This window comes from Streptomyces sp. NPDC043870 (assembly GCF_056435785.1).
This window is the reverse complement of the sequence record NZ_JBWKDT010000014.1, coordinates 175,366-188,315: the sequence shown is the minus strand read 5'-3', so window position 1 is coordinate 188,315 and position 12,950 is coordinate 175,366. Positions and strand designations below refer to the sequence as shown.

9 protein-coding genes and 1 pseudogene are annotated in these 12,950 nt (G+C 68.4%); 2 read left to right on the top strand and 8 right to left on the bottom strand.

Translation table 11 applies throughout. The annotated features are described in order from the left end of the window. Positions 1-654 precede the first annotated feature (654 nt). Both AC0699_RS19810 and glxA read left to right on the top strand, forming a co-directional pair. Complete coding sequence (locus AC0699_RS19810; RefSeq protein ID WP_478661780.1) at positions 655-2,592, top strand: glycosyltransferase family 2 protein; 1,938 nt, start codon at positions 655-657, stop codon at positions 2,590-2,592. Further along, positions 2,589-4,541 carry a radical copper oxidase GlxA gene (gene glxA / locus AC0699_RS19805; RefSeq protein ID WP_478661778.1) on the top strand — a complete coding sequence of 651 codons (1,953 nt, stop codon included), beginning with the start codon at positions 2,589-2,591 and terminating at the stop codon, positions 4,539-4,541. Before AC0699_RS19810 ends, glxA begins: the two co-directional genes overlap by 4 nt. 100 nt (positions 4,542-4,641) lie before the next feature. Here the strand turns inward: glxA and AC0699_RS19800 are convergent, their stop codons facing one another. From AC0699_RS19800 to AC0699_RS19765, 8 genes and pseudogenes are all read right to left on the bottom strand, one after another. Next, on the bottom strand, positions 4,642-5,643 hold the full coding sequence (locus AC0699_RS19800) for a glycoside hydrolase family 6 protein (protein WP_478661776.1): 1,002 nt from the start codon (positions 5,641-5,643) through the stop codon (positions 4,642-4,644). A 232-nt stretch (positions 5,644-5,875) separates the two neighbouring features. Then, the gene (locus AC0699_RS19795; protein WP_478661773.1) at positions 5,876-6,559 is read right to left on the bottom strand and encodes a class F sortase; all 684 of its coding nucleotides are present in this window, start codon (positions 6,557-6,559) and stop codon (positions 5,876-5,878) included. A gap of 5 nt (positions 6,560-6,564) precedes the next feature. After that, a pseudogene (locus AC0699_RS19790) lies at positions 6,565-6,762 on the bottom strand (hypothetical protein); the annotation flags it as partial. Between the two features lie 871 nt (positions 6,763-7,633). Beyond that, the gene (locus AC0699_RS19785) at positions 7,634-8,413 is read right to left on the bottom strand and encodes an HAD-IIA family hydrolase (protein ID WP_478661771.1); all 780 of its coding nucleotides are present in this window, start codon (positions 8,411-8,413) and stop codon (positions 7,634-7,636) included. Positions 8,414-8,501: 88 nt separating this feature from the next. After that, entirely contained in the window at positions 8,502-10,058 is a 1,557-nt protein-coding gene (locus AC0699_RS19780) for an alkaline phosphatase family protein (protein ID WP_478661768.1), read from the bottom strand. Between the two features lie 151 nt (positions 10,059-10,209). Beyond that, entirely contained in the window at positions 10,210-11,271 is a 1,062-nt protein-coding gene (locus tag AC0699_RS19775; RefSeq protein WP_478661766.1) for a 2-aminoethylphosphonate ABC transporter substrate-binding protein, read from the bottom strand. Between the two features lie 41 nt (positions 11,272-11,312). Continuing rightward, entirely contained in the window at positions 11,313-12,110 is a 798-nt protein-coding gene (locus AC0699_RS19770) for an ABC transporter permease (RefSeq protein ID WP_478661762.1), read from the bottom strand. After that, the gene (locus tag AC0699_RS19765) at positions 12,097-12,894 is read right to left on the bottom strand and encodes a 2-aminoethylphosphonate ABC transporter permease subunit (RefSeq protein WP_478661758.1); all 798 of its coding nucleotides are present in this window, start codon (positions 12,892-12,894) and stop codon (positions 12,097-12,099) included. The genes AC0699_RS19770 and AC0699_RS19765 overlap by 14 nt, the downstream gene beginning before the upstream one ends. Positions 12,895-12,950: the final 56 nt, after the last annotated feature.

The following is a 12,950-nucleotide window of genomic DNA, read 5'->3' as shown; positions in this document are numbered from 1 at the left end:
CCAGGTGATGCACCGTGGAACGCGGGATACCGCCGCGCCGGGCCACGTCACCGTAGGACCAGCCCTGCTGCTCCAGTCGGCTCTTCACCAAAACCCGCAGTGCATTGGCCACGCGAGGGATTCTTCCTTCTGACACGCCGGTTGGCCAAAACTCCCGTACCCGACTTGCAGCGAGGCACCGGACAAGCTAGCGTCCAGCACGCCCGGACAATTCGTCCGAGGGCGTTGGACGTTGAACGCTGGGCCCCACAGTCGCCTCCGCTGCCGCAACACAACCCATGGGTTCAACGCTGCGCGCCATGGGGGGTCACGGCCCGGCGCGGGTCCGCCCGTCCGGGCGCCCTTGCGATCACGGCCCCTCTCCGAGAACCTGTCCTGGAGTCCGCCGCCCCCCATGGGAGGGTGACGGACTCAAGCAGTTACCACTTGGGGGAGTTCGAGCGGGATTCTCCGGTTGCTTCGACCACGGGGTGGGGGCCCCGTTCACGAACGGATGCCGCGACCGGCATCATGCAACCGGAAGGCCACCGTTTCTTGTCTACGGGGACGGCGGCCTGCCATTGATGCGTCCGGGACGGCTGGCCAAGGGGAGCCCCGGTCCGGACCACATGACCGAACGATCACGCAGCCAGCAGGCGTGCGGGGGGATGACTCATGACGTCGACGCCGAACGGCGCCCGGCAGCAGGACAACGACCCTTCCCGGACCACTCAGCTTCGGGTTCCCCGGCAGCTCATGACGGGAGGGCACCGGCTGCGCCCCAAGAAGGCGCTGCCACGGTACGACTACGAGCACTACAGCCGGCTCGCCGGCCCGCTCACCCAGCCCGATCCTTCGAAACCGTACAAGGTGCAGTACCGCTCCCTGCTCTCGCAGGAGCCGCACCGCATCCGGGCCGCGCTGCTCCTCGGCGCCGCGCCGCTCGTCTCGCTGGGCCTCTTCGCCTGGCTGATGCAGCCGCAGCACTGGACCGAGCGCGACCCGAACCTCAAGAACGACCTCCTTCTGTGGCTCGACGTCGTCATGCTCGTCTCGATCGGCCTGATCGAGCTCTTCCGCACGATGAACGTGCTGTCGAACGCGCACGCGACGCTGGTCGCCCGTGACCCCGTCCCGGTCGTGCCGGAGTCCGGCACCCGGGTCGCCTTCCTCACCTCCTTCGTGCCGGGCAAGGAGCCCCTGGAGATGGTGACGAAGACGCTGGAGGCCGCGGTCAGGATCCGGCACCGCGGGCTCATGCACGTGTGGCTGCTCGACGAGGGCGACGACCCGGCCGTCAAGGAGGTCTGCGCCCGCCTCGGGGTCCACCACTTCTCCCGCAAGGGCGTCGCCAAGTGGAACCAGGCGAAGGGCCCCCACCGGGCCAAGACCAAGCACGGCAACTACAACGCCTGGCTGGAAGCCCACGGCGGCAACTACGACTTCTTCGCTTCCGTCGACACCGACCACGTACCGCTGCCGAACTATCTGGAGCGGATGCTCGGATACTTCCGCGACCCGGACGTCGGCTTCGTCATCGGCCCACAGGTCTACGGCAACTACGACACGTTCGTCACCAAGGCCGCGGAGTCCCAGCAGTTCCTCTTCCACGCGCTGATCCAGCGCGCGGGCAACCGCTACGGCGCCCCCATGTTCGTCGGCACCTCCAACGCCGTCCGGATCTCCGCACTCAAACAGATCGGCGGTCTGTACGACTCGATCACCGAGGACATGGCGACGGGCTTCGAGATCCACCGCCACCGCAACCCCGGGACCGGCAACAAGTGGCGCTCCGTCTACACCCCGGACGTCTTGGCCGTCGGCGAGGGCCCGACCGCCTGGACCGACTTCTTCACCCAGCAGCTGCGCTGGTCGCGCGGTACGTACGAGACGATCCTCAAGCAGTACTGGAAGGGCTTCGGGACGCTGCCGCCCGGCAAGCTCTTCAACTACACCATGATGATCATCTTCTACCCGATGTCCGCCCTCAACTGGATCCTGGCGGCGCTGAGCTGCGCCCTGTTCCTGGGCATGGGCGCCTCGGGTGTGCAGATCGACCCGGCGATATGGATGATGCTGTACGGCAACGCCTCGGCGCTGCAGATCGGCCTCTACATCTGGAACCGCCGCCACAACGTCTCACCGCACGAGCCGGAGGGCTCGGGCGGCCTCGCCGGCATGGTGATGTCCGCGCTCTCCGCGCCGATCTACGCCCGCTCGCTGATGGACGCCGTACTGCGCCGCAAGAGCAGCTTCGTGGTGACCCCCAAGGGCGACTCGTCCAGCCCGGACACCCTCTTCGGCACGTTCCGCATCCACCTCTTCTTCATCCTGGTCTTCGGCGGCTCGCTCGGATCCTCGTTCTACTTCGGGCACGACCACCCCGCGATGATCACCTGGGCCACTCTGGCCCTGCTGATCACGGCGGCGCCCATCTTCGCCTGGCGGCACGGCATCCGTGAGGAGAAGAAGAAGCGGAAGGGGCGGCGTCGCGCCCCGCGCGGTGGAGCGCCCGAGCCGGTGCCGCCGGCCGCCCATGAGCCGCAGCAGAAGCCCAATTGGGCCCCCGCCGACCAGACCATGCAGATCGCCCTTGGGGGACGTAAGAAATGAGCGCACTTCCCGTCCGGCCGAACTACCGAAAGAACCGGGCCCGGCGGATCCTGATAGGCGTGGCGGTCGTGGCGGTGATCGCCGGGTTCAACGGGCCGGCCCTCTATCGGTACGGCTCGGAGCAGTACCACGAGTACACGATCAACAAGCCCGAGTACAAGGCCGCCAACGGCCACTGGGACTTTCTCGACGTCCCCTCCGAGTACAAGATCAACACGATCCACGCGGCCCTGCTGCACACCGGCAAGGTGCTGCTCATCGCCGGCTCCGGCAACAACCAGAAGAACTTCGACGCGAAGAAGTTCGAGTCGGTGCTGTGGGACCCCAAGACCAATGACTTCAAGCTGATACCGACGCCCAAGGACATGTTCTGCGCGGGGCACACCCAGCTGCCCGACGGGAAGCTGCTGGTCGCGGGCGGCACCAAGCGGTACGAGAAGCTCCAGGGTGACGTCACCAAGGCCGGCGGCCTGATGATCGTCCACAACGAGGACCCGGACAAGCCGATCACCCTGCCCGCGGGCACGAAGTTCACGGGCAAGGAGAACGGCAAGACGTTCGTCTCCAGGGACCCGGTGCTGGTCGAGAAGGCGAAGAAGGTCTTCGACCCGCAGACCGGCCGGTTCCTGCGGACCGAGGCGGGCCTCGGCCGTATCTATGTCGAGGCCGAGGAATCCGGGAAGGCGTACGAGACCGGCACCGAGGACAACTACCGGGTGCACGGCCTCAAGGGCTCCGACAGCCGCAATGTGTACGGCATCGCGCAGAAGCTCGCCCTCGACAAGAAGGACTTCCAGGGCATCAAGGAGGCTTACGAGTTCGACCCGGTCGCGGAGAAGTACATCACCGTCGACCCGATGAACGAGGCCCGCTGGTACCCGACGCTCACCACGCTCAAGGACGGCAAGGTCCTCTCCCTCTCCGGTCTGGACGAGATCGGGCAGATCGTCCCCGGCAAGGACGAGATCTACGACCCGAAGACGAAGAAGTGGGAGTACACGGGGATCGAGCGCCGCTTCCCGACGTACCCGGCGATCTTCCTGTTGGACAACGGGAAGCTCTTCTACTCGGGATCGAACGCCGGATACGGTCCGGCCAACGTCGGCCGGGACCCGGGCGTCTGGGACCTGGAGTCCAACAAGTTCAAGAAGATCCCCGGGCTGAGCGACCCGGACAAGATGGAGACCTCCGCGACGGTCATGCTGCCGCCCGCCCAGGACCAGCGGTTCATGGTCATCGGCGGTGGCGGGGTCGGCGAGTCCGAGAAGTCCAGCGAGAAGTCCCGGCTGGTCGACCTCAAGGACCCGAACCCCCGCTTCAAGGACAGCGCTTCGCTGGACAAGGGGACCCGCTACCCGAGCGCCTCGCTGCTGCCCGACGACAGTGTGCTGGTCACCGGCGGCTCCGAGGACTACCGCGGGCGCGGCGGCTCCAACGTCCTGGAGGCGCGGACGTACGACCCGAAGTCGGGCACGTACAAGCGGGTGGCCGACCCGCGGGTGGGCCGCAACTACCATTCGGGGTCGGTGCTGCTGCCCGACGGCCGGGTGATGATCTTCGGCTCCGACTCGCTCTTCGCCGACGACGCCAACACCAAGCCGGGCGTCTTCGAGCAGCGGATCGAGATCTACACGCCGCCGTATCTCTACCGGGACGCCCGGCCCGAGATCGGCACAGGCCCGAAGAAGATCAAGCGCGGCGGCTCGGGCACGTTTCTGAGCCCGCAGGCGGCGAAGCTCAGGACGGCCAAGCTGATGCGGCCCAGCGCGGTCACGCACGTCACCGATGTCGACCAGCGTTCCATCGCACTGGACATGACGAAGACGGCGGACGGCTTCAAGATCACCGTGCCGAAGAACCGCTCCCTGGTGCCGTCGGGCTGGTACATGCTGTTTGTGACGGACGACAAGGGCACGCCCTCTAAGGGCGTGTGGGTGGAGGTGCCGTAGGGGACGGGGGCTCCGCCCCCGAACCCCCGCGCCTCACACTCCCCCTGCGCCCTGCGCCCTGCGGGCCTGGGGGGAGCCCGCCCGCAGGCGCCCCAGACGCCTACTTCGTGTTGCGGGCGAGCTCCAGCGCGTACTCCGGGTACCAGTCGCCGGCCTTCGGGCCACCCTTGCAGTCGCCGTCCGACTCCCCCGGCCGCTTCACCCACAGATACGCGTCGACGAGCGGATCGCCGGTCTTCGTCGTGGGCACCTCACCGAGCGCGCGGCCCGGCGGGTTGCACCAGTTCTCCTTCGGATCGCCCTGCGTGTACGGCCCGTTGCCGTTGCGGCTGGTGTCGATCACGAAGTGCTTGCCGCCGACCTTCGGCGAGAGCTTGCGGCCGAAGTCCTTGCTGGCCTGGGTGGTCTGGAAGTTGGAGACGTTGACCGCGAATCCGTCGGCCTTCTCGATGCCCGCCCGGGCGAGCGGCTCGGGCAGGGAGTCGGGGTTGGCCCAGCCGGCGTTGCCCGCGTCCAGATAGACCTTCGTCGCGGGCTGCTGCTTGAGCCGCTCGATGGCGCCCTTCAGCAGGTCGAACCGCTCCTCGTGGAACTCGCCCGGCGTGCATCCGTCCACCAGGTGCAGTACGGCGTCGGGCTCCAGGACGACCGTGGCCCGGCGGTCGCCGATGCCCTTGGCGACCTTGTCGATCCACTCCCGGTACGCATTGCCGTCCGCGGCGCCGCCCTTGGAGAACTGTCCGCAGTCCCGGTGCGGAATGTTGTAGAGGACCAGCAGGGCGTCCCGGTCGGCCTTGGTCGCCGCCTCCGTGTACCCCTTCGCCTCGCCCTCCGGATTGTCCGGGCCGATCCACTGACCCATCGGCTGCCGGGCGATCTTCTTGATCAGCTCGGCGTTCTTGTCGTCACCGTCGTCGAGATACGTGGCCACCTGCTTCGACGCGCTCCCCTCGGGGTTGACCCAGTACGGGTCCGTCCCCTTGGGCTGCTGGGCCACCGACTTGTCCCCGTCGCCGTCCGGGGTGGAACACCCCGCCACCAGCAGCGCGGCCCCCACCGCGACCGCTGCCCAGCGGGCACGCCCGACATAACTGCCGTACATCCACTCCCCCTTGGTGCGCTGTTCTGCCGTGTCAGGGCCGTCCCCCCAAGGCGCCCCGCTCACGGACAAGACCGGCCGAATCCATCCTGACACACGGCTCCGGGCGGCCACGAGGCAACGAGGCTTGCAGGCAGGGCCGGGCCGGCCTGGTCCGGACCGGACCAGGCCGGACCGGACCAGGCCGGACCGGTCCGGGCGACTGCATGCCGGGCGTCCCGGAAGCCGCAGGGCGTCAGATGCCCCGGGCGTCCGTCAGATACGCCGCCACCACCACGTTCGCCGTGTACGAGTGGGTCTTCTTGTCGAACGTGCCGCCGCACGTGATCAGACGGAGCTCCGCGCGGCCCGGCTGACGTACCCCGTAGACCTCCTGGGCGTCGAACCGGTCCCGGCTGACGACCTGGACGTCGTCGATCGTGAACTCGGCGACCGAGCCGTCCGCCCGGGTGACCCGGACCTTCTCGCCGGGGCGGGCCGCACTGAGGCCGTAGAAGACGGCCGGTCTGGTCTTGGTGTCGACATGGCCGACGAACAGGGCCGCGCCCACGGCTCCGGGCTGGGTGCCGCTGCCGAACCAGCCGACGGTGCCCGGCGTGGCGTACGGCGGCGGATCGACCGCTCCGGTCGCGTCCAGGCCGCGGGACACGACCGGGGCGGTGACTCCTATGGACGGAATCTCCACCTTGCTCGGTTCGGCGGGCCGCAGCGGGGCGCGGGCGGGCGGCAGGGGTACACCCAGGGGGCGGCCGACCGCAGCCACGTCGCCGGTCGTGGGGGCGGAGCTGGCGCCGGAGCCCTCGGTGGCCTCGTGACCCCACAGCCACAGGCCCAGCAGCATGACCGCCCAGGCCACACCCGTCAGCAGCCGACCGGTGCCCGACGGGCGTTCACCGGAGGTACCTTCAGCGGAATGCATGGCGGTCAGTCCTCGTCCGTCGTACCCGCACGGCGCCGACGGGCACTGCGGAAGGCGACCGCCACCGCGGCCACAGCGGCCAGGACGAGCCCGATCACGGTGTGCGGAGTCCCTGGGCCCTGGGTGTCGGCGGACTTGGCCCCCTCGGCGGCCAGAGCGGTGGCTGCGCCGCCGCCACCGGCCCGTACCGGAGCGACCGGGGTGTGGTCCGTGTCCAGGTCCTGGAGCGAGTCCTGCGCGTCGTCCTCGCCCTCGTCCCCGTCATCGCCCTGGTCCTGGTCCCGCTTCTTGTCCCCGTCCTGCTTCTCGTGACCCTGGTCCCGCTTGTCGCCCTCGTCCCGCTTCTTGTCCCCGTCCCGCTTCTTGTCCCCGTCCTGCTTCTTGTCCCCGTCCTGCTTCTCGCGACCCTGGTCGCGCTTGTCGCCCTCGTCCCGCTTCTTGTCCCCGTCCTGCTTCTTCTCCTCGTCCCGCTTCTCGCGACCCTGGTCGCGCTTCTTGTCCTCGTCGCGCTTCTCGTCCTCGTCGCGCTTCTGTTCCTGACCACCCAGGCCGAGCAGGTGGGACGGTTCCGGGTTGGACGTCGCGACCTGGAAGCTGTCCACTCCCCGATGATCACGACCGTCACAGCTGACGCTGATGGCGTACGAACCCAGGTCGACGCCGGACTTGACCGTCGTCCCCCCGGAGAGCGAGCTCCTCGCGCCCGCGGGGCCGGACAGCGCAGCATCCGAGACGAACGCCTGGGACGTGGCGGAGCCCCTGCCTCCGGCGCAGCCGGTGACACGCAGCTCCACCTCGCCCCCTGGCCTGACCGTGGCGGGGTGGAAGGTGACCTTGACCTGTCCGCCTTCTTCGGCGTACGCGACTCCGGGGGGCGTCAGCAGCAGTGCACCGGAAACCGCCCCCAGTACACGGAGAGCAATCGGAACAGAACGCATTGTGAACCTCCTGGTATCAGAAGATTCACGCGTTCCGCCCGTTTCCGCATCTCCAGCAGACCCAGATGGGTCAAATCCGGGTCGGTTCCGGTTCAGATCGGGGTCGGATCCGAGTCCGAACCGAGTCCGAACCGGGTCAGATCCGGTCGACGAGGTCGGCGATCGAGTCGACGACCTTCGACGGGCGGAACGGATACCGGTCGATGTCGGCCGGTGTCGTCAGGCCCGTGAGCACCAGGAAGGTCTCCATGCCCGCTTCCAGGCCGGCGAGCACATCGGTGTCCATCCGGTCGCCGATCATCGCGCTGGTCTCCGAGTGCGCCCCGATCGCGTTCAGGCCCGTGCGCATCATCAGCGGGTTGGGCTTGCCCGCGAAGTACGGGGCCTTGCCGGTGGCCTTCGTTATCAGCGCGGCGACCGAGCCGGTGGCGGGCAGCGGGCCCTCCGGACTCGGACCGGTCTCGTCCGGGTTGGTGCCGATGAAGCGGGCTCCCTCGTTGATCAGCCGGATGGCCTTGGTGAGGGCCTCGAAGCTGTAGGTACGGGTCTCGCCCAGGACGACATAGTCCGGCTCGTGGTCGGTGAGGACGTAGCCGATGTCGTGCAGGGCCGTGGTCAGCCCGGCCTCGCCGATCACGTACGCCGTGCCGCCGGGGCGCTGGTCGTCCAGGAATCTGGCGGTGGCCAGGGCCGACGTCCAGATGTTCTCCACGGGCACGTCCAGACCCATCCGGGCGAGCCGGGCGTGCAGGTCGCGGGCGGTGTAGATGGAGTTGTTCGTGAGGACCAGGAAGGGCTTCCCGGTCTCCCTGAGCTTCTTGATGAAGGCGTCCGCGCCGGGGATCGGGACACCTTCGTGGATGAGGACACCGTCCATGTCGGTGAGCCAGGACTCGATCGGCTTGCGCTCTGCCATGAAGCGGACTCCTGCCGTACGCGTAGTGCGATGTGCGGTGTGCTGACGGGGCGCCGCCACGACGATGTACCGGCGCCCCCCAGCCTAATCAGGAAGCCGAGATCTTGACCCCGTCGATCACCCAGTACCAGTTGTTGGCACCGGTGTAACGGAAGCGGAAGCTCACGCTGGACGCTCCGGCCGAAACGGCGACGGAGACCCTCTGCGGCTGCGAGACCACGTCCGAGGTGTAGCTCTTCACGACGGCGGGCGTGCCACCGTTGAAGGAGGCCAGGATCTGGGCGCTCTGGCTGCCCTCCTGGCGGTAGAAGGTGGTGAAGTCGAGCGTGACGGTGGTCTTGCCGGAGACGCTGTACGCGGGGCTGACCAGTGTGGAGTCGTAACCGCCGGAGTTCGCCTTGTCGTCCCACTCGTCGGAATCGGCGACGGCGAAGACCCCACGCGAGCGGACGTTGAGCTCGCGCCACTGGTCGCGCTGGGTGCGGGACCAGAACTCGTCGGTGGCGAAGGACCAGCCGCGCCACTCGGTGACGCCACCCGTGCCCATCGCGTTGTTGATGACGGACCAGCCGCTGGGCGCGGTGTGGGTGAAGCCGAGGACCGAGGCCGGGATGCCGGTCTCGTCGACGCGGGCGGTCAGGGACGACTGGAGCGCGTCGAAGGAGTCCGTGGACCGCTCCTGGACGGGCTTGCCGTCCAGGCCCCAGGCGGGGTCGGGGGTGATGCCGAGCTGCTTGAAGACGGTGGCGGCGACATCGACGAGGCGGGTGTCGAGGGGCCGGGCACCGGCGGCGATCCCGGGGCCCTGGGCCAGGACGAAGGTCCGGCGCTCCTCGATGGAGCTGCCGCCGTGTCCTCCCGCGTCGACATGGCCGTGGTCGGTGGCGACGATGACGGTCCAGCGCTCGGTGGCGTACGAGGGCCGGGCCTTGATGGCCGCCCACAGCCGGCCGACGTAGCTGTCCTGGACGGCGATGGCGTCGAGGTACTTCTGGCCGGTGCCGTTCGCGTGCGCGACGACGTCCGTGTTGCCGAAGTAGACGAAGAGGACGTCCGGGTTCTGGTTGCGCAGGATCGACTCGGTGTCGGCGGCGATGGTGGCGTCGTGGCCCGGGTAGCCCTGCGCGTCACCGTCGAGGACCAGCTTGGCGTCGGCGCCGGGGGTGACCGTGCCCTGGGTGTCCAGCGGCTTCCAGTCGACGGCCGCGTACGTGGACAGCTCGGGCCGCACCTGTGCGAGACGGGCCAGGAAGCCGGGGTACCTGCCGTAGTTCTTGCCGATGAAGGAGTTGTCCTTGACGCCGTGCTTGTCGGGCCAGACGCCGGTGGAGATGGTCGACCAGCCGGGCCCTGAGGAGGTCGCGGCCATCGGGTTGGCGTAGAGCAGCGACAGGCCGTACGTGCCGTTCGCCATCATCGACTTCAGGTGCGGGGCGTTGGCCGCGTCGATGCGGTCGTGGCGGAGCCCGTCCATGCCGATGACGAGCACCTTGTCCTTGCTGGTGCCGTTCGGGAGGGTCGGGGCCGCGGCGTGGGCGGTGGGTGCGGCCGCGAAAGTCGTTGCGGTGGTGGCGGCGGCGACCGCAGCGGTCGCGGCGCCGGCGGCGAGCACGGTACGGCGGGGAATGCCGGGGGTCATCGGCATCGTGGGGTCCTCCGTCGGAGAGTGATGACGTGATGGGAAGTCGCGCCCAGAGCAACGCCCCCGCCGAAGCGGGGGCGTTGGTCCATACCCGTTATCTTTCCGCGATAATCCGCGGGTCACCACGGACGTACGGTGAACTCCTGGCTTCAAGTCAGCTTCCCGTGGCGGACTTCCACGAGTCCACGTACTTCTGGAGGTTGCTGTCGATGTCCTTCCAGTTCGGCTCGAAGACCTGGACGCCCTGCAGGATCTTCGTCAGCTCGATCGCGTTGGCGTCGGCGGCCTTGACGTCGCTGCGCGCGGAGAAGCCGCCGCCGATCTCGCTGACCTGCTTCTGGGCCTTCTCGCTCAGCAGGTAGTCGAGGAGCTTCTTGCCGTTCTCGGTGTGCGGGGCGTCGTTGACGAGGCCCGCGGCGTACGGGAGCGCGAACGTGGTGGGCTTGCCGCCCTCCTTCGCCGGGAACCAGATGCCGAGGTTCGGCATGGACTTGGACTGGGCGAAGTTCATCTGGACATCGCCGTTGGCGACCAGGATCTCGCCCTTGTCGACCTTGGGGGCGAGCTTGGAGGTGGAGGAGGACGGGCCGACGTTGTTGGCCTGGAGCTTCTTCAGGTACGCCATCGCCGGCTCCTCGCCGCCGAAGTCGTGCATGGCCTTGATGACGACGGCGGTTCCGTCGCCCGCGACACCCGGGGTGGAGTACTGGAGCTTGTCCTTGTACTTCGCGTCCAGGAGCTCCTCCCAGGTCTTCGGCGCCTCTGTCAGCTCCTTCTTGTTGTAGATGAAGCCGAAGTAGTTGTTGACGACCGAGGTCCACTTGCCGTCGCCCGACTTGTCGGCGCCGTTGACCTTGTCGCTGCCGGCCGGCTCGTACGCCTGGAGCAGCCCCTTGGAGTCGGCCTGCTGGATGAACGGGGGGAGAGTGACGAGCACGTCGGCCTGCGTGTTGTTCTTCTCGCGAGCGGCGCGCTGCACCATCTCGCCGGAGCCGCCCTCGACGTACTTGACCTTGATCCCGGTCTCCTTCTCGAAGTCCTTGAAGACCTGGTCGTACCAGCCGTCGCCGTTCTCGCCCTTGAGGCCGTCGGCGCTGTAGACGGTGACGACCTTCTCGTCGGAGGCGGCGGAGTCGCCTCCGCAGGCGGTAAGGGGGGCGGCGAGGGCGAGGCTGCCGGTGAGGGCGGCGGTGAGCGTGATGGGGTTGCGGCGCATGACGATGAACAACTCCTTGCGGAATGAGCGGATTTGCCGGATCAGCGATAGCTGGCTCTGGTGCGGATTCGGGAGACGGCGAGCAGGACGAGCAGCGTCGTGGCCATGAGGACCACGGCGACGGCGGAGCCGGTGAAGAGGGAGCCACGGTCGGTGGCCGTGAAGATCAGCACCGGCAGGGGCATCCAGTCCGGGGGGTAGAGCATCATGGTGGCGCTCAACTCGCCCATGGACAGTGCGAAGCAGAGCCCCGCCGCCGCGTTCAGGGACGGCAGCAGCAGCGGCAGCTTCACTCGCCACAGGACGTACGAGGGACGGGCGCCGAGGCTTGCCGCCGCCTGCTCGTACACAGGGTCGAGACGCAGGATCGCCGACGAAACCGACTGGTAGGCAAACGCCGTGACAAGAACGGTGTGCGCGAGGATCACGATCCAGCGCGTGCCGTTGAGGAGCAACGGCGGCTGCGAGAAGGCGACGAGTACGGCGAGGCCGACGACCACGGACGGGACGGCCACCGGCAGCATGAACAGCGCGTCGAGGAAGCGGCGTCCACGCTTCCCGAGGGCGGCGGCGGCGAGTGCGGCCCAGGTGCCGATGGCGAGCGCGAGGAGGCTCGCGATGACCGCCGTGACAAGGCTGGTGGTCAGGGCCTGCAGCGATTCGCCGCGTACGGCCGCCGTGTAGTGCTCGGCGGTCGGCCCGGAGGGGAACGCCCCGGACCAGTTGGTCGAGAGCGACGCCGCGACGACGACGAGGAGCGGCAGCGCGAAGAGCGGCAGGAAGAGGGCGAAGAAGAGGGCCCAGATGGCCCATTTGCCCGTACGACTATGCACCAGCACGGCGGCTCACCACCCGGTAGATCCCGTAGAGCCCCACGGAGATCGCGATGTTGACGACGGCGACCACGCAGGCTGCCGCGTAGTCGGATTCGAGGATCGCCTTGCTGTAGACGAGCATCGGGAGCGTCGTGACGCCCTTGGCGCCGGTGAAGAGCACGATGCCGAACTCGTTGAGGCACATGACGAGGACGAGGCTGCCGCCGGCGGCCAGAGCCGGGAGGGCCTCGGGCAGGATCACCTGCCGGACGATCCGGGCCGGCCGTGCGCCCAGCGAGGAGGCGACCTCCAGCTGCGCCGAGTCCAGCTGCGAGAACGCGGCGAGCAGCGGCCGCATCACGAACGGCGTGAAGTAGGTGATCTCCGCGAGGAGCACGCCCCAGGGCGTCGTCAGGAAGTGGAACGGACCGCTTTCCGCGCCGGTGAGGTCCGTCCACACTCCGTTCGCCATACCGACCGTGCCGTAGATGAACAGCAGCGCGAGCGTGATGAGGAAGGAGGGGAAGGAGAGGAAGACGTCGATGAACTTCGCGACCGCCTTCCCGCCGGGGAACGGCACGAACGCGATGATCAGCGCGAGCGTGAACCCGAGGACGAGACATCCGACGGTCGATCCGACCGCCAGCCACACGGTGGTGGAGAGTGCCTCGCGAAAGGCCTCGGACGCGAAGACGTCGGCGTAGGCGCCGGGGGCGAGGGACTCCTGGACGACGAGGGCGAGGGGGTAGAGGAACACCAGCCCGAGGACGGCGACGGGCGGCAGGGCCCACAGCAGTGTGGTGGGCATACGTTTCTCCCCCAGAGCTCCGCCTGGGAGGTGCCCCCAGGCGGAACGGGTGGGCA

Bases quoted from the DNA above. Each gene is read 5' to 3' on its own strand.
- AC0699_RS19810 (WP_478661780.1), top strand. From the start codon at position 655: ATGACGTCGACGCCGAACGGCGCCCGGCAGCAGGACAACGACCCTTCC.
- glxA (WP_478661778.1), top strand. From the start codon at position 2,589: ATGAGCGCACTTCCCGTCCGGCCGAACTACCGAAAGAACCGGGCCCGG.
- AC0699_RS19800 (WP_478661776.1), bottom strand. From the start codon at position 5,643: ATGTACGGCAGTTATGTCGGGCGTGCCCGCTGGGCAGCGGTCGCGGTG.
- AC0699_RS19795 (WP_478661773.1), bottom strand. From the start codon at position 6,559: ATGCATTCCGCTGAAGGTACCTCCGGTGAACGCCCGTCGGGCACCGGT.
- AC0699_RS19785 (WP_478661771.1), bottom strand. From the start codon at position 8,413: ATGGCAGAGCGCAAGCCGATCGAGTCCTGGCTCACCGACATGGACGGT.
- AC0699_RS19780 (WP_478661768.1), bottom strand. From the start codon at position 10,058: ATGCCGATGACCCCCGGCATTCCCCGCCGTACCGTGCTCGCCGCCGGC.
- AC0699_RS19775 (WP_478661766.1), bottom strand. From the start codon at position 11,271: ATGCGCCGCAACCCCATCACGCTCACCGCCGCCCTCACCGGCAGCCTC.
- AC0699_RS19765 (WP_478661758.1), bottom strand. From the start codon at position 12,894: ATGCCCACCACACTGCTGTGGGCCCTGCCGCCCGTCGCCGTCCTCGGG.